General features: G+C 39.8%; 19 protein-coding genes. 2 read left to right on the forward strand and 17 right to left on the reverse strand.

Annotated elements, in window-relative coordinates; translation table 11 throughout:
* Positions 1-52: 52 nt before the first annotated feature.
* Both AC0VXV_RS12660 and AC0VXV_RS12665 read right to left on the reverse strand, forming a co-directional pair.
* On the reverse strand, positions 53-433 hold the full coding sequence (locus tag AC0VXV_RS12660; RefSeq protein ID WP_079527887.1) for a MerR family transcriptional regulator: 381 nt from the start codon (positions 431-433) through the stop codon (positions 53-55).
* 162 nt (positions 434-595) lie between these two features.
* The gene (locus tag AC0VXV_RS12665) at positions 596-1,843 is read right to left on the reverse strand and encodes a methionine gamma-lyase family protein (RefSeq protein ID WP_475528532.1); all 1,248 of its coding nucleotides are present in this window, start codon (positions 1,841-1,843) and stop codon (positions 596-598) included.
* 117 nt (positions 1,844-1,960) lie between these two features.
* Between AC0VXV_RS12665 and AC0VXV_RS12670 the strand changes: the two genes are divergently transcribed.
* A complete protein-coding gene (locus AC0VXV_RS12670) occupies positions 1,961-2,569 on the forward strand; it encodes a trimeric intracellular cation channel family protein (RefSeq protein WP_475528534.1) in 609 nt (202 codons plus the stop codon).
* A gap of 50 nt (positions 2,570-2,619) precedes the next feature.
* Here AC0VXV_RS12670 and AC0VXV_RS12675 read toward each other — a convergent pair whose 3' ends face one another.
* From AC0VXV_RS12675 to gpr, 14 genes are all read right to left on the reverse strand, one after another.
* A complete protein-coding gene (locus AC0VXV_RS12675; RefSeq protein WP_475528535.1) occupies positions 2,620-2,922 on the reverse strand; it encodes a rhodanese-like domain-containing protein in 303 nt (100 codons plus the stop codon).
* Positions 2,923-3,001: 79 nt separating this feature from the next.
* Positions 3,002-3,226 (reverse strand): RNA chaperone Hfq, encoded by a 225-nt coding sequence (hfq, locus tag AC0VXV_RS12680; RefSeq protein ID WP_079527893.1) that lies wholly within the window; start codon positions 3,224-3,226, stop codon positions 3,002-3,004.
* Positions 3,227-3,303: 77 nt separating this feature from the next.
* Positions 3,304-4,212, reverse strand: a complete 909-nt coding sequence (miaA, locus tag AC0VXV_RS12685; RefSeq protein ID WP_475528537.1) for a tRNA (adenosine(37)-N6)-dimethylallyltransferase MiaA — start codon at positions 4,210-4,212, stop codon at positions 3,304-3,306.
* The gene (locus AC0VXV_RS12690; RefSeq protein ID WP_475528538.1) at positions 4,205-5,122 is read right to left on the reverse strand and encodes an alpha/beta fold hydrolase; all 918 of its coding nucleotides are present in this window, start codon (positions 5,120-5,122) and stop codon (positions 4,205-4,207) included. The genes miaA and AC0VXV_RS12690 overlap by 8 nt, the downstream gene beginning before the upstream one ends.
* Positions 5,123-5,145: 23 nt before the next feature.
* Positions 5,146-7,044, reverse strand: coding sequence for a DNA mismatch repair endonuclease MutL (gene mutL, locus AC0VXV_RS12695; RefSeq protein WP_475528539.1), 1,899 nt, complete (start codon positions 7,042-7,044; stop codon positions 5,146-5,148).
* 14 nt (positions 7,045-7,058) lie between these two features.
* Complete coding sequence (mutS, locus tag AC0VXV_RS12700; RefSeq protein WP_475528540.1) at positions 7,059-9,671, reverse strand: DNA mismatch repair protein MutS; 2,613 nt, start codon at positions 9,669-9,671, stop codon at positions 7,059-7,061.
* Between the two features lie 180 nt (positions 9,672-9,851).
* Entirely contained in the window at positions 9,852-10,439 is a 588-nt protein-coding gene (gene cotE / locus AC0VXV_RS12705) for an outer spore coat protein CotE (RefSeq protein WP_475528541.1), read from the reverse strand.
* A 223-nt stretch (positions 10,440-10,662) separates the two neighbouring features.
* Complete coding sequence (locus tag AC0VXV_RS12710; protein ID WP_475528542.1) at positions 10,663-12,852, reverse strand: sensor domain-containing phosphodiesterase; 2,190 nt, start codon at positions 12,850-12,852, stop codon at positions 10,663-10,665.
* A 410-nt stretch (positions 12,853-13,262) separates the two neighbouring features.
* Complete coding sequence (locus tag AC0VXV_RS12715) at positions 13,263-13,700, reverse strand: YlbF/YmcA family competence regulator (protein ID WP_087615997.1); 438 nt, start codon at positions 13,698-13,700, stop codon at positions 13,263-13,265.
* On the reverse strand, positions 13,697-15,232 hold the full coding sequence (gene miaB / locus AC0VXV_RS12720) for a tRNA (N6-isopentenyl adenosine(37)-C2)-methylthiotransferase MiaB (protein WP_475528543.1): 1,536 nt from the start codon (positions 15,230-15,232) through the stop codon (positions 13,697-13,699). The genes AC0VXV_RS12715 and miaB overlap by 4 nt, the downstream gene beginning before the upstream one ends.
* A 76-nt stretch (positions 15,233-15,308) precedes the next feature.
* A complete protein-coding gene (locus tag AC0VXV_RS12725) occupies positions 15,309-15,653 on the reverse strand; it encodes a hypothetical protein (protein ID WP_475528544.1) in 345 nt (114 codons plus the stop codon).
* An 89-nt stretch (positions 15,654-15,742) separates the two neighbouring features.
* A complete protein-coding gene (gene lepA, locus AC0VXV_RS12730; protein WP_475528545.1) occupies positions 15,743-17,572 on the reverse strand; it encodes a translation elongation factor 4 in 1,830 nt (609 codons plus the stop codon).
* A gap of 332 nt (positions 17,573-17,904) precedes the next feature.
* The gene (gene spoIIP, locus AC0VXV_RS12735) at positions 17,905-18,726 is read right to left on the reverse strand and encodes a stage II sporulation protein P (protein ID WP_475528546.1); all 822 of its coding nucleotides are present in this window, start codon (positions 18,724-18,726) and stop codon (positions 17,905-17,907) included.
* Between the two features lie 84 nt (positions 18,727-18,810).
* Positions 18,811-19,845 (reverse strand): GPR endopeptidase, encoded by a 1,035-nt coding sequence (gene gpr / locus AC0VXV_RS12740; RefSeq protein WP_475528547.1) that lies wholly within the window; start codon positions 19,843-19,845, stop codon positions 18,811-18,813.
* A 164-nt stretch (positions 19,846-20,009) separates the two neighbouring features.
* Here gpr and rpsT point away from each other — a divergent pair, with 164 nt between their 5' ends.
* Positions 20,010-20,258 (forward strand): 30S ribosomal protein S20, encoded by a 249-nt coding sequence (gene rpsT, locus AC0VXV_RS12745; protein WP_079527920.1) that lies wholly within the window; start codon positions 20,010-20,012, stop codon positions 20,256-20,258.
* A 64-nt stretch (positions 20,259-20,322) separates the two neighbouring features.
* On the opposite strand, the gene holA is transcribed toward rpsT, so the two are convergent.
* Positions 20,323-21,333: a DNA polymerase III subunit delta gene (gene holA / locus AC0VXV_RS12750; RefSeq protein WP_475528548.1), complete on the reverse strand. Its 1,011-nt coding sequence runs from the start codon at positions 21,331-21,333 to the stop codon at positions 20,323-20,325.
* Positions 21,334-21,528: the final 195 nt, after the last annotated feature.

Here is a 21,528-nt window from a genome sequence, read left to right on the forward strand (position 1 = left end):
ACTCCTAAATTTGTTCAGTACCGATTTTACTCGATCTTTTATAATTTACGCGCTATTGGTAAAAGCGCGATAAATCCCCTTGGCGAATCGATGTTTTTTGCATACGTTGTGCTTGACGCATTTCTTCACGTAAAATTTTACGTAAATCCGAATCGGAAATTTCTTTGCTCGCTTTCTGGGCTTCAGGGTCATTTTTCAATGCAAATACTTTTTTGATCCCTGCCATATTAATGCCCTGTTCAAGCATATCTTTGATTTCCAGTAAAGTATCGACATCATTTAAAGAAAACATGCGTCGATTTCCTTCTGTCCGGTGTGGCTGAATTAAATCATGCTCTTCATAATAACGGATTTGTCTTGCTGTCAGATCCGTTAATTGCATGACGATACTTATCGATAATAGTGGCATTGAACGTCGAATTTCACTACTCATTTAATTCACCTCCCTTATCGTTATATTACGACTTGTTATTTACAATGTCAAATGTATGTCAGAAAAACTAACATACCTCTTGTAAATGAGCAAATAGTTGACAGAATAAAGCGAATTTTATACACAATAAGAATCGCCCAATAAATGGACGATCCCTAAATATTATTTTAATTTTTGGATAGCGGAACAAATGGCATATTTTACATGTTCATATGTTAACCCACCTTGGATAAATGCGGTAAATGGAGGACGAATCGGACCGTCTGCTGTTAATTCAATACTTGATCCTTGGACAAACGTACCTGCCGCCATAATGACATCATCCTCATAGCCAGGCATATAGGCTGGTTCCGGCGCAAAGTGAGCGTTGATAGGTGAAGCAGCTTGAATTTCACGACAGAAAGCTACCATTTGTTCAGCTGTTTGGAATGAGACTGATTGAATGAGATCCGTACGAACATCCGTGTAATGCGGAGATGTTGTCATACCGATTTCTTCAAGCATTGCAGATGTAAAGATTGCACCTTTTAAACTTTGCGCAACGATATGTGGTGCCATGAAGAAGCCCTGGTAAAAATCTGCTAACGTATTTAACGAAGCTCCTGCCTCTGCACCGATTCCCGGTGACGTCATTCGATATGCACATTTTTCCACTAAATCTGCGCGACCTGCAATATATCCCCCAATTTTAGCAAAGCCCCCACCCGGATTTTTGATTAATGAACCGGCCATTAAGTCAACACCAACTTCTGTCGGCTCAAGCAACTCTACAAATTCACCGTAGCAGTTATCGACAAAAATAACGGCGTCCGGTGCGATTGCCCGTATTTTTACAACCATTTCAGCAATTTGCTCAACCGTAAATGACGGGCGCGTCGCATAGCCTTTTGACCGCTGAATCGCAATCATTTTCGTATTTTCATTTACTGCCTGCTTTACACCTTTCCAATCAATTTCCTTATTATCGATTAAACCTACATGGGAATAGCCGATTTTATAGTCCTTTAAGGAACCTGTATCTTTTTCGCCCCCGTCAACGATTGACTGAAGTGTGTCATATGGTTTGCCTGTAATATAGACCAATTCATCATCAGGACGTAAAACACCGAATAAACTTAATGTGATTGCATGTGTACCTGAGATGATTTGAGGACGTACGATAGCTGCCTCTGCCCCGAAAGTTTGCGCATATACACGCTCTAAATTATCACGGCCTTCATCATCATAGCCATACCCTGTTGAAGGATGCAGATGAAAGTCACTTACTTGATTTTCTCGAAAAGCTGCCAGCACCTTTTGCTGATTATAAAACGCACGTTCATCCACTTCCTGATGATAAGTGCGGACTTTTTCTTCCACTTTTGCTGCAAGCGTTAATGTTTCAGCAGTTAATATTGATTGAAATGCCATTTTTACTACTCCATTCTGTTCAAACTGTATCCATTATACATGAAAAAAAATAGTTTTGACGAATGTTTGAAAAACTGCTATTGTCATGGTCGAAAGGACATTAAGGGAGAGATGTGTATGGCTTGGGAAGTATTTAGTTTGATTGGAACGATTGCCTTTGCCGTTTCCGGGGCCATTGTGGCAATGGAAGAAGAGTATGATTTATTTGGGGTATACATATTAGGGATTGTAACAGCTTTTGGTGGTGGTGCCATTCGGAATATTTTGATTGGCCTTCCTGTATCGACATTATGGAACCAGGAGTTTTTGTTTCAAATTGCTCTTTTAGCAATTACGATTTTCTTTTTAATTCCGCATCATTTAATTAAACATTGGAATCGCTGGGGAAATGTGACCGATGCAATCGGCTTATCCGCCTTTGCCATTCAAGGAGCAATGCATGCGGTCCATCAGGATTTACCGATTGTAGCAGTCATTGTTGCGGCCGTGTTGACAGGTGCCGGAGGAGGGATTATTCGCGACTTGCTTGCCGGTAGAAGACCTATTATATTACGGCATGAAATTTATGGAGTTTGGGCAGCCAGTGCAGGATTTTTAATCGGCCTTGAAATTTTTGCGGGCGATCTGTTCTTATACTTATTATTTGTTATCATTACCTTCCTGCGCATATGTTCATATACAAAAGGCTGGAGCCTGCCATCGAAAAAAATTCATTATACAAAGTAGCATAAATTTAGGGAGTGTCGAATCAATCGACACTCCCTTTCTCTTGGAAATTATTTAAATTCTAATTCTCCATCATAGGCCATCATTCCGCCATCTAAATTCGTTACATCAAAACCTTGCTCTGCCAGATATTCGCATGCATTCGCACTGCGTACGCCGCCTTTACATACGACGATATAGGATTTTGAATTGTCTAGTTCATTAGTACGTTCAGGGATTGAGCCAAGTGGAATATGTACAGCACCTGGAATCATTCCGTGTTCCACTTCAAAATCTTCACGAACATCGATTACATTTAAATCTTCATTTGCATCGAGTAAGTTGATCAGTTCATCTGTTGCCATCGTTTTCATCAAAAATCCTCCAATACTTATAGCATCTTAGTAATTATAATCAATCAGACCAAAATTCGCTACAAGTTTGGCTGTGTTGTTACTCTTCTTCCGATAAAGCTACATTTTTGGACGGTACAAAAGTAGAAATTGCATGCTTGTAAATCAGCTGCTGTTTTCCTTCCGATTCCAATAGTACGGTAAAATTATCATATGATTTTATAAGTCCTTTTAATTGGAAGCCGTTTAACAAAAATACTGTTACAAAAACATTATTTTTACGTAAATTGTTTAAAAAAGTATCTTGCAAATTAATCGATTTCATCGTCGTTCAATCTCCCTTACCATAAAATACATGCAATAGTTACCTATTCGTTATGCGGACAAAATTTCCCTTTAATTTTAATAATTTTCAAATAAACTTTTTATTTTACTCCAATCATTACCGATCCACGCAATATCCATTTTGTTTCGGAAATAGGTAAGCTGGCGTTTCGCATAGCGTCTGGAATTTTGTTTAATCTGTCCAACTGCTTCATCAAGTGAAACAAGTCCATCAAAATGAGCATACAATTCTTTATAGCCGATAGCTTTAATCGCCTGGACATCACGTATCCCCGCATCATATAGCGCCCGAACTTCTTCAACAAGACCTGCTTCCATCATTAGATCCACACGTAAGTTAATTCTTTCATATAACTTTTCACGGTCCATATCCATCCCGATGATTAAATGGTTATATAACGGTATGTCCCCTCGATTGAATTGCTCTTCCGCTCTAGAAACTCCTGCAAGTTCTGCCATTTCCAGTGCCCGTATAACACGTCTTGTATTATTTGGATGGATAGATGCTGCAGCTGCCGGGTCCATTTGCAAAAGTTTAGCATGCATCGCTTCAGGGCCAAGTACTTCAAGTTCTTTATAATAGTTTTCGCGTGCTGCTTCATCAACTTCCTGTTTTGCAAATTGAAAATCATACAGGACAGATTGTACATATAGCCCCGTTCCCCCAACTATAATCGGCATTTTACCTCGGGCTTGGATCTCTTCAATTTTTCCGCGAACAAGCTGCTGATATTCTGCAACCGAAAACCCTTCCGTCGGTTCTTTAATATCGAGCAAGTGATGCGGAACACCTTCCATTTCGACTTCTGTAATTTTGGCCGTTCCAATATCCATATGACGATAGATCTGCATGGAATCTCCGTTTATTATTTCGCCGTCAATCTCTTTTGCCAAGCGAATACTTAGCGCTGTTTTTCCGGATGCAGTAGGACCGATAATGGCCACGACATCGATTTTATTATTCATCTTTTAACCACCGTACAATTATTTCTCTTACTTGTTCTTTCTTTTTTTCATTTAGAATTTCATGGCGCATCCCTTCAAATATATGAACCTTCACATGTTCTACACCGGCACGTGCAAGCAGCTTTCCTACTCGAAGCGCTCCTTCTGCTTCAGGCCCGGCAATCGGATCATATGTCCCGTTTACAACGAGTATTTTTAAATCAGAGCGGATGCGCGCATTTGCATGTTCATCTTCCATTTTAAGCATGCCTCCCGTTAGATCAACGAAAAATTGATTCGTTGGGATCACACCGCAAAATGGATCATCGATATATTTTTGTACTTCTTCTTCATCGGTAGTAAGCCAGTCAAAATTTGTTTTCGGATCCTTAATTTTTCGGTTAAAACTGCTATAACTAAGATCATTCATGAGATCACTCTGAATTTGTGCCCCTTGCATGTTTACCAGCTGCTTCGCGATAATATGCCCTGCCTTATGAAGCAATGTCGGGGATCCCGTCCCCGATAAAATCAGCCGTTCAATTTTATCGCTATACTGTTGAATAAAGTGGCGTGCTATAAAGGAGCCCATACTGTGACCGAATAATATAGGCCGTTCCGTTGTTTCTTTCTTTAAAAAGGAGAGCACTTCTACAACATCATCAACAACAAGTTCAAAACCATTTTCAGGACCGAAATAGCCAAACATGCCGTTTTTTTGCGCTGTAAAACCATGCCCTCGATGATCATGAGCTGTTACAAAATACCCTTCATCACATAGCTTTTCCGCGAAATTTTCATAACGCCCACTATGTTCCGACATCCCATGTAAAATATGAATATGTCCAATACGCTCTTTACTCGGTGCATAAGTACGGACGAAAATATCATGCCCGTCTGACACTGTGACAAAAAATGACCGTTGCTCCATAAAACCATCCCCTCGTTTATGAATTACATCACACGTTTAAACATTTTTTCCACTTCATATGAAGTAAAATGAATTAATACAGGTCGCCCATGCGGACATGTAAACGGATTGTCAGCATTTCGTAGATCATTGATCAGTCTTTCCATCTGTTCTTTATTTAAATAATGATTCGCTTTAATCGACTTTTTGCAGCTCATCATAATTGCCGCATCTTCACGTAATTTTTTTATATCCGTTTTCCGCGCACTTAACACTTGTTCGATCAATTCTTCGATAATTTCGTGTTCCTCGCCTTTCGGGAACCAAGTCGGGTATTCCCGTACAACAAATGAAGAAAGTCCGAATTCTTCCAAGAAAACCCCTACTTCTTCAAGTGCCTCCTTCGATTCTATTAGACGCAATGCCTCATCTGCCGCATAATGGAATGTTAATGGCATGAGGAGTGTCTGACGTTCGTTTGCATTCACTTCTCCGACTTTATCACGGAAATATTCATATTTGATCCGTTCCTGTGCTGCATGTTGGTCAATTAAATAAAATCCGTCTTCCATTTGGGCTACAATATACGTCCCGTGAATCTGACCGACAATTTCAACTTGCGGGAAATGCCTTTTTGATCCGGCTTCTTCCATTGGTGACTCTTCCAGAAAGGTGTCTTCTTCAACAGTTGGAAGTTCATCGAAATCGGACCGATTAGGCTGTTCACTGCTTTCTGGCACAGTTAAAGCTGTATGCACGACCGGTTGTTGCTTAGTCGGAACCGGCGCATACGGCTCTTTAACAACAGAAGCTTCACTTGATAATCGCTCAACGATTGTCGATAACTTTTCTTCATTGAAAGTAGGCTGTGTTGAAGATGCCGCTGCAGGGTTCCAAATATTCATCTGTTCAGTCGGCGTTCGAATTGGCTTCTCCTTTTTTTCAGCGAGCGGAATGCGGATTACATCCCGAATCGCAGCACGGATTGTATCTTCAATAAGCTTTAACAGTTCCGGTTCTTTACTTAAGCGTACTTGATGCTTAGCCGGATGGACATTGACATCGGTTAATTGCGGATCACCCTCAACATACAAAAGTACAATCGGAAAACGCTCTATCGGTAAATACGTATGGTATGCATCTGTAATCGCCTTCTGAATCACGAAATGTTTGACCCAGCGTCCATTGACGAAAAGTGACATATAGTTTTTTGAAGCACGTGTCACCTCAGGCAAACTTGCAAAACCATGAATTTTATAATCTTGATTTTGACCTTCAAACGGCAGCATTTTCTTCGCATTATGTGCACCGTAAATGGCTGCCAATACTTGCTGAACTTGGCCGCGCCCGTTCGTTTGCAATAATGTTTGCCCATTGTGCACAAGTTTAACCGCAATCGTTGAATAGCCAAGTGCAATCCGGTTAACAAAATCGATCGTATGCCCAAGCTCAGTCTGAATCGTTTTTAAATATTTCAGGCGTGCCGGTGTATTAAAGAACAGCTGTGCAACCGTAATATCTGTCCCTCTGCGCGATGCGGTCGGTTGATGCTCCTTCAAATGACCGCCTTCCATATACAAATGCACACCTCCATTCCCGTCCGATGTGCGTAATGTTAACTTTGAAACCGAAGCAATCGATGCCAATGCTTCACCACGGAAACCAAGTGTCCGAATGCGGAACAGATCCTGTTCTTTTTCTATTTTTGATGTGGCATGGCGCGAAAAGGATTTAAGCGCGTCTTCCTCGTCCATACCACTTCCGTTATCAATGACTTGTATCGACTGAAGGCCAGCTTCTTCCAGGAAAATTTCGATTGACGTACTGCCCGCATCGATTGCATTTTCTACTAGTTCTTTTACAACAGATGAAGGGCGTTCGACTACTTCACCGGCTGCAATTTTATTCGATAGCCACTCATCCATTATTTGAATTTTCCCCAAAACCGTTCCCTCCTTTATTGATTGCCTAATAATTTTTGCTGCAGTTCATGCAATAATGTCATCGCCTGCATCGGTGTTGTACCCATCACATTCAGTTTTTTCAATGCATCGAGCACTTCTTGTTGTTCCGGTGCGATTGATGGTTCTTCCTCTATTGAAAACAATGAAAGCTGCAAATCGTTCTCCGCCACCTGTTCTGCTAATTGCGGATTTTGTGGTTGTTCTTGTTCAGAAATAGCTTGTGGCTTTTCGGTATTCGTTGATTCAAACTGCTCCAGCAAAATACGGGCACGCTGTAAAATCATTTCCGGCATTTCCGCAAGCTCCGCCACATGAACACCGTAACTTTTATCTGCGGCACCCTTTTTCACTTTATGCAAAAATACAACTCGGCCGTCTTGCTCGGTTGCACTGACATGGACATTTTGCAGTCGTGCCAGCTCGTTTTCCAAATCGGTCAGTTCATGATAGTGGGTTGAAAATAATGTGTTTGCTCCGATTTCATCATGAATATATTCCATCATTGCCTGTGCAAGACTCATCCCGTCATATGTTGAAGTACCGCGTCCGATTTCATCAAATAACAGCAAACTGTTTTTAGTTGCATGTGTAATGGCATGCTGTGATTCAAGCATTTCCACCATAAATGTGGATTGACCTGCCGCTAAATCATCGGCTGCACCGATTCGCGTGAAAATCTGGTCGGTAATCGGTAGGATCGCTTCCTCTGCCGGTACATAGCATCCCATTTGCGCCAAAACGACAATTAGTGCAACTTGGCGCATATACGTACTTTTACCCGACATGTTCGGACCGGTAATCAGCATCATATTTTTATCATCTGTCAGCACACAATCATTCGGGACATAGCTTTGTTTATTGAGCATTTTTTCAACGACCGGGTGTCTTCCTTCAATAATTTTCAAAGCACGTCCTTCATGGAATACCGGCTTTGTAAAACGATATTTATCCGTTACAGTCGCAAAGCTCATCAGAACATCAAGCTCACTGATTTCGGCAGCCAATGCCTGGACACGAGGTATATATCCTTTTAACTGTTCACGCAATGCTACAAATAAATCATATTCCAATGCAAGGCTCTGCTCTTCAGCATTCAAGATCAGTGCTTCTTTTTCTTTTAATTCTTCTGTAATAAAACGCTCGGCATTCGCCAAAGTTTGTTTACGTTCAAAGCGTGCCAGGTCCGTATTATTCAAATGGGATTTTGTAATTTCGATATAGTAACCAAACACGCGGTTATAGCCTATTTTTAAATTTTTAATTCCTGTCAGTTCACGTTCTTTCTGCTCAAGCTGGGCAATCCAGTCTTTCCCGTTTCGGGATGCATCACGATATTCATCCAGCTGTGCATTGTAGCCATCGCGAATGACATCGCCTTCTTTGATCGAAATTGGCGGATGGTCGGTAATCGCTTCTGCCAGCAATTGTTCAATATCGGCACAAACGTCCAGCTTTTGACCAAGCGCCATACAATTTTCCAACCTGCTGTTAACAAGCTTTTGCTGAATCTCGGGTACTTGTCGTAATGATTCGCGAAGCTGTGCCAGATCGCGTCCCCCAACGGAACCAAATGCTACACGCCCTGCCAGACGCTCTAAATCATATACATTTTTCAGCAGTGTCGTTAATTCGTCGCGCAAGAAGAAATCTTCCAGTAATTCCGTAACAATCGCCTGTCTTGCTTCAATCGCATTTTTCTTTGCGAGCGGCTGGTGCATCCACTGTTTCAGTTTTCGGCCTCCCATAGCTGTTACCGTTTCATCCAAAAGCCACAGCAATGTACCTTTCGAATCCCCGCCGCGTATCGATTGGATCAACTCCAAATTACGTTTGGAATTTGTATCGATGCGAAGGAAATTATCAGCTTCAGAATAGGCAAACGGCTGAATATGCGATAATGAACGCATTTGTGTACGTTCCACATATTGTAGTAGTCGCTTTGCCACACCTTGCAGCTGAACCGGCAAATGTGCAACATACGGATCTGCCTTTACCGGATCCATTTCTTCTGTTTCAAGTGACAGGACGATACCTCCTGCTTCCGCATAATCGGCAAGCAGTAACTGTAGCTGTTCCGTCACAATAAGTTCTTTTATCGCATATGCTTGTACTTGCTGAATTAATTGTTTTGCACTTCCTTCAATTAACGAGCAGTTTGCTTCGCCTGTTGAAACGTCCAAATAGGCAAATACGATTTCATCATCTTCATTACTTTCAGCCGCAGCAATAAAATGATTCGATTTTCCGTCAAGCGCTTTCCCCTCTGTAATCGTTCCAGGTGTAATTACTTGTACGACTTCACGTTTCACAACACCTTTTGCATGCTTTGGATCTTCCGTCTGTTCACATACTGCCACTTTAAAACCTTTTGCGACAAGTGTTTCGATATAACCCTGCGCGGAGTGATGCGGTACCCCGCACATCGGAATCGGATTATCGGTATTGCCGGCACGCGCTGTTAATGTAATTTCCAGCAGCTGTGATGCTTTAATGGCATCATCAAAAAACAGCTCATAAAAATCGCCTAAACGGTAAAATAAAAAAGCATCTTTGTAATCTTGCTTTACGAGCAAATATTGTTGCATCATCGGTGTATATGTAGTCATGTTTATTTCCCTCACTTGCTAAAACTTGTACAAGTATTATACCATTTGACTCGCATTTTGCCTTGCAAACACAAAGAAAAGGAATTGTCTGAAAGTAATCTTCAAACAATTCCCATCTGTTTTCGATAGAGTTATACAATTTTTTCACGACTAAACATTTGCTGTCAGAAGATAGACGTTTTACGAAAATGAAGAGGAATCATAATCTTTGCCAAAATCTTTTCCGCCAGAGTCGGACGATGATGACGACGAGGATGAGGATGAAGAACTGCTGGATGGTTGTTGTGAACTTTCTTCAAACGACCATTCATCTTCAAAATCCAGTGGGTGTACATTAATGACAATTGTCGTTTCCCCAATAATTTCCACTAAAAATTCGCGCTCAACCGTCACTTGAATTTTGTCGCCTTGCTTTGTAATAATTGCCTCAATACAATTCGGCGCTTGTAATACACGGACTTTTACATCATTTGAATCAACTTCTTCTCCATCACGGAATGACAGTTTGACACGATCCTTATAGGAAATTGTCTCTGTATGCACTGCCGTTTTTGAATGATTGTTATATGCATACCAAACATTCACATCAAACTTCCCTGTCACCTCAACAAATTTACCATTACGTTTCGCTTGGTATTGATGATTAATTACCCAGCAACCTAATATGCTCGTTGGCGCATTCGGTGGACAGAGCGTTTCTACACATTCGGTACGCTTCTTCCCTTTCGCAATAACTGCTTTCGTCACAATTTGACGTAAACGCTTCACCGAACATCTCTCCTTTCTTCAACTGCTCGACTTATTGTATGCGGCAGGTGCCTAAAGGGTGAAATGAGTTTTTAGAAAAGAAAAACTACCACAATCCTTTATTGTAGTAGCGCTTTTCCTATTGCTTCGCTCAAATGTTGCTCAGTGCTGTTGTACCCGTAAGCGGGATATGGCCTACATAGTGCTTTGTTGTTTAGCCCATATTTTTATTTCACTGAGAGTTTCATTTGCTGAAAGAAATTTTTATTTCGTTATCCAGTAGTTGATTAATTTGTTTAATCGGCATTGGTTTATAATAATAATACCCTTGCCCGACCTGACATCCTAATCGCTTCAGCTCAAGATGCTGTTCTTCTGTTTCGATTCCTTCTGCTACCGACACCATGTTCAAGTTATCAGAAAGCTGAATAATGGTTTTTATGACGGCATTCATCCGCGGATTCGCTAAATCATCGACAAAACTTTTATCGATTTTAATTTCATTAAACGGCAGTTCCTGCAAATAACTAAGTGATGAATAACCAACACCAAAATCATCAATTGAGGTTTCAATACCAAGCTGTTGCAGCTCATCGATTATTTTTTTGGCCCTTAAGACATCTTCCAGTTCGACACTTTCGGTTATTTCAAATTTTATAAATTTCGGATCTATTTTATAACTTTCTATAAGGGCAATGGAACTTTCCACAAATGCCGGATTATAAAAATGACTCGGTGAAATATTAATTGATACTTGATACAATTTTAATCCTGCATCGTGACGTTGTTTTTGCCATTGAAGCACCTTTTTAAAAATTTCGAGATCAACTTTATAAATATTGCCGGTATTTTCTGCAACCGGAATAAATAACGTTGGAGAGACAAAACCTAAATCCGCCGAATTCCAGCGTGCCAGTGCCTCAAAACTTTCGATTTCCCCAGTCATCAAGTTTACTTTCGGCTGAAGCATCGGGAAAAATTCACTATTTTTTAAACCTCGCGTAAAATGAGCCAGTACATTCATCTCTTGTTCGACAGACTCAATTAAACCCATATTAAAATTCTTAATAACAGTGCCCGTTACTTTAAGGGCACTTGATAACGCATTATCCGCCTGGCGGACTGCTTCTATGTAGTTGATAATGGAACTAAAAGATGAAGTTCCTATTTTTAATGTTAAATACACTTCTTTTCCATCAATATAATACGGCTCAGATAAAACCTGATCAGCTTCAAAAGGCGGAATATTCAATTCCCTTAATGACAGCCGTGTCGCAACAATAATCGCTGAGTGTGTGTATCTTGCAATGATCGAGTCTTCGAATGTCGAGATATTCTGAATTCGATTTGCAAGCTGACGCAGTACTTCATCACCGCCTTGGCGGCCATACAAATCAATAATATTTTGATATTCTCCCGGCTCAATAATATATAAATGCCCGTTCGACTGTTCAGCAGCAAAATCACTTAAAATGATTTTAAAGCGCTCATAATTATTTAATCCGGATGCAACATCCTGAAAAGCAAGACGGTGAATTGCAGTTTTCTGATCAAAATACTTTAATGCGAGTGTAACGATCGGTGCAATTCGATTCATAAATTTTATTTCAATCGTTTTTGGTTCTGCCCTTTGCTCAAAGTACATTGTAAATAAGCCGATTGTTTTTTCTTCTGAATTTAAAATCGGCTGCCTCCACATTGAAACTAAACGGTATTTTTCAATAATTGGCCGATATGCTTCATGATAATCTGACTGCCTTAAATCTTTAATGATGAGCGGTTTATTGATTTTTCTTTTGTCTCCGATATCCAATAACAATACTTTTTCATCAAGCTTCTTCAGATCTTTCCACATTTCACCGTAAATATTAATCATCCGGTCATTTTCATCAACTAGTACGATGGAGCAGTGGCATTTCTTCCCGAATGTTACTTCAACCGATCTGCAAATATTGCGTAATACATTTTCAAGCGGATGCCCTGTTTCCAGGCTAAAGTAGACTTCACGTTCCAGCTCAATTAACGACTCGATGTTCATGGAGTCTGTTACATCTTTCATTATGATGACACAATATTGGAGTACTCCTTGCTGATTGAATACTGGTAAATGCCTGACTTCGTTCCAAAATGCATAGCCATCATTTCGGTAATGAAAGGACGATGTTTTAAAAGTAAGTCCATTTTCAATACTTTCCTGAATCGAATTCTCATTTAATATGTCAGTAAGAGGCCCTTGTAGTAATGACAGTGTTGACCCGATCACATCATCTTCATCGTATCCTGTTGTTTGAATAAAGATCTGGTTTACAAAGTCTATTGTATAACCATTATTCGGGTTAATAATTGCTACTGCCGCATCAATCTGCCGGGCCATCTGACATAACCAATTGTACATTCCTTCATCACTTACACTTAGATTGTCAAATTCGCACATAGGCAAAGTCCTTCCTATATAGTTCTAACTAACTTAAATTATAACAAAACAGAGTAGGAATATCGACACTATTATTTACACATATTGCTAAGTATCTAGATTGTTAAATCTAAACAAAAAATGCCCGAAAAAAAAGTAATATCATTGGGTGAGGAGAAATTCGTTATTTAGAAACGGATATTATGGAAAATTGATTGGAATGAAGGGCGACTCCAGCGGGAACAACAAAATTTATTTTGCGACGAACGCGGAGCGACAGGAGCACCGACGCCTGAGACGTTCGTGTAAGGCCGTGCCCGCGGAAAGCGTCCCGGAATGGAAATCAATTTTTAACGCTCAGCAAAAAAATGCTATTTTTCTCTCTGAGAAAAATAGCATTTTTTGGGTTACATCATAACCTCTTAATTATTTTATGAACATGAGCCTGGTGTGCTATTACGTACTTTTGATCCTGTTTCGCCTTTTAATACATCGCCGCCTGTAGAAGCAATGACTTCATCTGTGACATTATTTGCAATGGCATTTGATACTAATTGTAACAATTCATTTACTTCTGTCTGAGATTGTTTAAATTGTTGAACGACTGGTAATTCGTCGATTTCTGTTTCAATTCCTGTAATCTTACCTTCAATCATTTTCAGCGCTTTTTCTTTCCCTAAGTGCTGGAAATTAACGGCCTGCTTTTGCAGTGCTTTCAATGAGGCAATCTTTTCGCGTACAAATTGGTTTTCGTTAATTTGTTCTTCCGCTTTTTTGAAAAATTCTACTTCTTCGGTATTCGCAATCATATGGGCAATTTCTTTTGCTTTTTCTACAATCTCATCTTTTGTATACAATTTTGTTGTCATCTTACGAACTCCCCCTCTTTTGTCACTTCTTCTACAAACTCACCCATTAAAGAGTAAGATTTTGCTTCTAAAATTTTTACCTTCACAAGCTTACCAATATATTTTGGATCTGCCTTAAAGTTAACAAGACGGTTTTTGCGCGTATAGCCAGCTAACACATCATCGCGTCTTTTACTGCTGCCTTCAACTAAAACTTCAACTGTTTGACCTTCCAAGTCTTTGAGCGCTTTTGCAGAATACTCCCCGACAATCGCATTCAAGCGGTGCAGACGGTCTTTCTTTTCTTCCTCTGTTACATTATCGACCATTTTTGCAGCAGGTGTTCCTTCACGAGGCGAATAAATATACGTGAATGCCATATCAAAGCCGACTTGGCGATACAAATCAAGCGTTTCCTGGAATTGCTCTTCTGTTTCATTCGGATAGCCTACAATGATATCTGTTGTCAATGTTACTCCCGGAATTGCCGCTTTAATCTTATCGACTAATTGGAGGAAATGCTCACGTGTATATTTCCGTGCCATAATTTTTAAAATTTCGTTTGAACCCGACTGGACCGGTAAATGGATATGATCGACGAGATTTCCGCCTTTTGCCAATACTTCGATTAAATAATCATCAAAGTCGCGCGGATGACTTGTTGTAAAGCGAATACGCGGAATATCGATTTTACGGAGTTCATCCATTAAATCACCAAGTCGGTATTCGATATCATCAAAGTCTTTCCCGTATGCATTGACGTTTTGGCCTAATAGCATAATTTCTTTATAGCCTTGTGCTGCCAATTCACGTACTTCCTGAATAATTTCTTCAGGGCGGCGTGAACGTTCCTTGCCTCGTGTATATGGAACGATACAATATGTACAGAACTTGTCGCAGCCGTACATAATATTCACCCAAGCTTTAATCGAACCAATACGTTTTTTCGGAAGGTTTTCGATAACATCACCTTCTTTTGACCATACTTCGACAACCATTTCCTTAGACATATAAGCATCGTGTAAAATATTCGGTAATCGGTGGATATTATGTGTCCCGAACACCATATCAACATGCTGATACTGTTTTAATATTTTGTTCACGACAGATTCTTCTTGCGACATACATCCACAAACACCAATTAGCATTTCCGGATTTTTACGTTTATATTTTAACAGGAAGCCTAGCTCACCAAATACTTTATTTTCCGCATTTTCACGGATTGCGCATGTGTTTAGTAAAACGACATCCGCTTCTTCAATCATTTCGGTCGGTGTATAGCCAAGCTGCATGAAAATACCAGCCATTACTTCAGTATCGTGCTCATTCATTTGACAGCCGTATGTTCGAATATAAAACTTACGATCCTGTCCCATTCCTAAATATTTTTCTTCGATATCAAAATCTTTATGGTACTTTACTTCTTCTTTACCGCGTTTTTTCGCGTCTTTTAGTGAAGGAGCCGTAAATACTTTCTCGAAATATTTACTATAGTCTTTTTCTTCTTTAGGTTGTTTAATCTGCTGACTAGCTAGTCGTTGTTCTTCATTCATCGACTACTTGCCCCCCTATCATTTATTACCTTTACTCATTTCATCATTATAGCGAACTGTTACTGGTTGTTACAAGCTAGCCGATAAATTGTTTGTAACTATTCAGGTCATTATCGCGTAAAATTGTAAAAAATGTGACACTCAATTTGATGACTTGTGCCCAGTTCATTTCATATTTCGCTTCGAATTGATGCTTCGGCAGACGCAGAACATCTTGAAAAAGTCGTTTCGCTTCAATGTTTTGCTGCGCTAAATACGCTAAAAACGCCAAAAACAGCTTGTGGTCCTCCAGTTGCAATGCTTTGTTTTCCAGCAGTGCATCTACCCGGCTTCCCGGGGAGTTGGCACGTTCAAACAATTTATTCAATTCACTTTCCAGTTTTTCATTTTTATATTGCAAAAAATTTAAAATATCGGTCATATTTTCTACCTCATTTTTAAAAAACATTTCAGTAAACTAACATCTAAAAATAAAAGGCAGAAAGATTGCTCTATCTGCCTTTTAAAAAATTATTTACTATCGTCCATTTTCAGTACGGCCATGAATGCTTCTTGTGGAACCTCTACTGAACCTACTTGTTTCATACGTTTTTTACCAGCTTTTTGCTTTTCTAGTAATTTACGTTTACGTGAAATGTCACCGCCGTAACATTTTGCAAGTACGTTTTTACCCATTGATTTAATTGTCGAGCGGGCAATAATTTTTTGACCGATCGCTGCTTGCACCGGTACTTCGAATTGTTGACGTGGAATCAGCTCTTTTAATTTTTCTACAATTACTTTTCCGCGTTCATATGCAAAGTCTTTGTGTACGATGAAGCTTAACGCATCGACTTGTTCACCGTTCAATAGAATATCCATTTTGCTTAACTTAGAAGGCTGGTACCCAATTAATTCATAATCGAATGACGCATAGCCTTTCGTATTTGATTTTAGGAAATCAAAGAAGTCATATACAATTTCCGCTAAAGGCATTTCATAAACGATTTTCACACGTGTGTCATCGATGTAATCCATCCCTGAGAAGTTACCGCGTTTTTTCTGGCAAAGTTCCATAACTGCACCAACATAATCGTTTGGTACCATAATTGTTGCTTTTACATATGGCTCTTCAATGCGGTCGATTTTTTGCGGATCTGGCATCATTGACGGGTTATCCACTTTTAATACAGAACCATCTGTTTTTGTTACTTCATAAATTACAGAAGGTGCAGTCGTGATTAAATCAATGTTGAATTCACGCTCAATACGTTCCTGGATAATTTCCATGTGCAATAGCCCTAAGAATCCGCATCGGAAACCGAAGCCTAATGCCTGAGAAGTTTCTGCCTCATATTGTAGTGCAGAGTCGTTTAACTCCAGTTTTTCAAGTGCTTCACGTAAATCGTTGTATTTTGCTGTGTCAATTGGATATAGACCGCAATATACCATCGGATTTAGTTTACGGTAACCTGGAAGCGGCTCTGTAGCAGCACGGCTGCCCGCGAAAGTTACCGTATCACCTACACGTGTGTCCTGAACATTTTTAATTGATGCTGTTAAATAACCTACATCACCAACTGTCAATTCAGCTTGTGGTACGGATTTCGGTGTATGAATACCTACTTCGATTACTTCGAATTCGGCACCCGTTGCCATCATTTTAATTTTATCTCCGGCTTTAACAGTACCATTCACAATACGGATTGAGATGATAACACCCTTATATGCATCATAAACAGAGTCGAAAATTAATGCTTGTAATGGAGCATCGGGATCACCTTGTGGAGCAGGTACTTTTTCAACAATCTGTTCTAAAATATCCTGGATTCCAATTCCTGCTTTTGCAGATGCAAGTACTGCTTCAGAAGCGTCCAGCCCAATTACATCTTCCACTTCAGTGCGAACACGCTCTGGGTCTGCAGCAGGCAAGTCGATTTTGTTGATAACCGGTAGGATTTCCAGATCATTGTCCAATGCCAAATATACGTTAGCCAGCGTTTGCGCTTCAATTCCCTGTGCAGCATCGACTACTAAAATGGCACCTTCACATGCCGCTAATGAACGTGATACCTCATATGTGAAATCGACGTGACCCGGTGTGTCGATCAGATGGAAAGTATAAATCTCGCCATTTTTAGCATTATATTTCAATTGTACAGCATTTAATTTAATTGTAATTCCGCGCTCACGCTCCAGATCCATCGAATCCAGCAGCTGAGACTTCATTTCACGTTGTGTAACGGTTTGCGTCGATTCCAAAAGACGGTCTGCAAGTGTTGATTTCCCGTGGTCGATATGTGCAATAATCGAGAAATTTCGGATATTTTCTTGTCGTTTTAAACGTTGTTCTCGGTTCATGTATAATTCCTCTCCTAATTAGAAAAAACACCTGAGCCCTTTTAGGGTTGGTGTCACTACATATGTAGATTATTCATCCATTTACTTTTCTACTAAAATACAGCCTCTATCTCCACCAATTTGAAGTAATGGAACAATAGAGGCATAACTTATTTTAAATTATACTATGAATTGTAGTGAAACGACAACAGCGAACCTTCACCTACAATAGGAAAACCGCATTTCGCGCCTAACTTTTGCGAAATGCGGTTTTTCATATTGGAGCGAATAGCCATCCTGAAATTGCTCAACATGTCTCACTACCCGCCTGCTATTTGTAAATCAATTAATATCTATGCTGCTGATTCAACGAAAGCAACCCGGATCGCCTGAGCTAAAATTGCCATTGTTCGCTGAAGCTCTTCTTCCGTGTTGTCGATACCGCCAAATTCAATCAGCATTACATTTGTTGCAAGATCCTGATTATAAACACCGTCAACACCAGTACCCGACTTTTTAATAATACCGCGTGAAACGCCTGGCACAATACGGTTTACTTGCTCACTTAGCATTGTTGCATAAGCTAAATTTGCTTCATATGCAGGATGTTCCGCGCCGACAACAAAAGCAATTTTTGCATACTGTTCATTGTTTGCTGTAAGTGTCGTCACTTTTTTAGGGGCTGAATCTCGATGAAAATCAATTACAAGATCATATTCGCTTTCCTCCAAATACTGGGCCAATACAGGTCGAGCCACTTTGTATGCCTGGTGAAATGTTGCATTAACCTGTTTCATTTCGGTCATGACATCAAAGTCTACAATATGTGGGGTTAAATCGTTTAATTCCAGATAATGCTGCATCATTTCCTGAAGTGAAAAAATATTCATTTCTTCATCATAAACTGCCTGCATCCCTTTTGTTTTTTTGACGATCGGCTTATAGGATTCGTGTGAATGTGTGAACATCAACAGTACATCGAATGGATCGACTTTCGGTTCTTCAGGTACTGTGACAACTGGCTCTGCCGCTGCATAAACAACGTGTGGACGTTCACTTTTAGTTTTTTGTGTAGTCATTTCATTATTTGGAAAAGGGAATTGCCCAATAATGATAGGCAGTGAAAATAAAAATAAGAACAATAATGAGAAGCGTTTTAGTTTCCGCAAACACATCACCCTTTCTCCAATACAATATGGGAAAAGAGTAAAACTTAGAACGTATAACTAGTTTTTATTGTTCAGAAAATAAATTGCCGGTTAATTGCCGGCTTTTTGTTTTTCTTCAAGCCATGTAAACAAGCTTTCTCCAAGTAAAAATGCATATTGGCTTAGCCAGAAGTCGACCTCTTTCGGTGTAACCATCAATCGCTCCGGATGGGTACTGAATACTTCTTCAAATAACTGTCTTCGATCTTCAGTCGGCCATGTTGCCCACTGACCGAAAATCGGCTCAACTTTCGTTAAATCGACTTCCTCGTTTACAGGTGTCCAGCTTGTTACTGAGAGCTTGCCGGACGGTTTGTCTCTTTCCTGTATTTTAGCCGCAATTGATCTGAATGCTACATCAATTGCATCGGCGATTAAAATTGGTGCTTCCACAACTGTCGGGACCCCGATTGCTGTTACCGGGACGCCGAGCACTTCCTTGGAAACTTCCTTGCGGTGGTTGCCGACACCACCTCCTGGATGAATCCCGGTATCTGTCAGTTGAATTGTCCGGCATAAACGTGCACTTCCGCTTGTTGCAAGCGCATCGATAATAATGACGAGTGCAGGTTTAATTTTTTCTGCCAATGCATGGATATAATCACTTGTTTCAAATCCTGTTTGGCCGGTAACACCTGGCGCATACAAAATAAACTTCGGTGAATCCAATTCCGACTGTTTTTTATGCATGGCATCAATCGTATAAGGACCAATTGCATCCGGGGTAATCGTCTTGTTCCCTAAGCCGATCACTAAAATTTTTGAATCCGCCGTAATTTTCACGTCTTTATGCAAATCGTGCAGGTAATGGATTAAAGATTCCTGCATTTGCTCAAAACCATGACGGTCTTCTGATGTAAGTGTAGGGATTGACAACGTTATATACGTCCCCTGCTTTTTACTTATTCTTTCTTCCCCTGTAGCATTCACTTCAACTTTTGTGATTTTGACACGATTTTGTTGAGATTCTTCCATGTGAATGCCACGTTCGTGTTCCAGTGTTTCCTTTTGCTGTTTTGTCTGATGTTGGACAACTTCTGCTGTTTCATCAATTAAATCTGTTCGATTCCAATCAATTTTTTTCATAATGCACCTCCACAATTCAGTTTGTTCAAACTGTCAAGTAAATATTCTTTGCATTTATGTATTGCAATTCCTTCAATCCTTTGGTAGAATGATTTTTGTTGTATTGACACATGAAATAAGTGAGAAAATACTCATCTCGTACCTAAATCTAGGAGGTGAAAGAAATGCCAAACATTAAATCTGCTATTAAACGTGTAAAAGTTAACGAAAAAGCTAACGCTGCTAACGCACAAGCAAAATCTGCAATGCGTACTACAGTTAAAAAAGCTGAGCAAGCGATCGCAACAGGTGCTGAAAATGCACAAGAATTAGTAGTTGCTGCTTCTAAAGCATTAGATAAAGCTGCTTCTAAAGGTCTTATTCACAAAAACGCGGCTTCTCGTAAAAAGTCTCGTTTAGCGAAAAAAGCTTAATTGTAAACTTATAAAGCCAACTGTGCATCTGCACAGTTGGCTTTTTTCATTGTTTCCTAGATTTTTATAGTTTCTTCATTAAAAACAGCTCTAGATGACGTTCACGGTTACCACCTGTTGTTTTCAGCTGAAGATCTACTTCCGCCAGACTATAGAGCGCTTGGAGTAACCGCTGGTCGGATGGGCGGTTTCTCTGCCCTGAAATGACCTGCACCCGGTACGGATGAATTTTAAGCTGTTTTGCAATCTGTTGCTGATGGTACCCTTTTTTTTGCAAATAGAAAATATTGGTCATCGTCCGGATATTGTTTGCTAAAAGTCCTACAAGTTTGATCGGTTCTTCTTTTTGACGTAAAAGATCATGATAGATTTTGAGAGCCTCTTCCTGATTGTGGTCCAAATAGGCATTCAGCATTTTAAATGCATCATGCTCAAGCGTTTTCGCTACTAAATCCTCAACAAGCTCACGTGTTATTTCATAATCTTCACCTAAATACAAGGCCATCTTTTCTATTTCCATTTGAAGCTGGAGCATATTCGGACCAACCATTTCAAGCAGTTTACCGACAGCTTCATCGGTGATCGCTTTTCCATGCTGCTCAGCTTCGTTTTTTACCCATATATTCAAATCGTTGTTTTGTGGAGTTTCCGCGACGATTACTGTAGATTTTTCTTTCATAAGCTTCGTTACTTTTTTACGCTCATCCAACTTTTCGTACGGCGCGATAAATATGGTGATGGCTGTATCAGTAGGATGGTGCAGCCAGCTTTCAAGGCGCTTTAAATCATGGTCAATCTTTTCCTTGCCTTTTTCAGTCGCTTTTAAAAATGATGAATTTTTAGCAATTATTAATTTACGTTCCGAGAAAAAGGGAATCGTATCCGCTTCATCAATAACATAATCAATCGGTTGTTCATTTAAGTCAAAGGTCATGACTTCCGCTTCTTCATTTTTTTGAAGAGCCGCCTTCAACTGCTTAATTGTTTCATCTACAAAATAGGATTCTTCTCCTACAAGCAAGTAAACCGGTGCGAAATTCCCCTTTTTAAAATCTTGCCATACTTTTGTTATCATACTGGGAACCTCCTTTACTTTTGTAGTTCTAAGTATACCATTTTTTACGTTATTGAGGATGTCCAGTTTCACATCTCAATATGCCTCGGAAAAGAATTTATGTTGCCTATCTCTTTTATAGTTATTTATGGATTTTTCTAGAAGTTTACACCAAACCAATAAACCAATAAAAGGAATAATTAGCATTTCATATAG

The organism is Solibacillus sp. iso_87 (assembly GCF_056173085.1).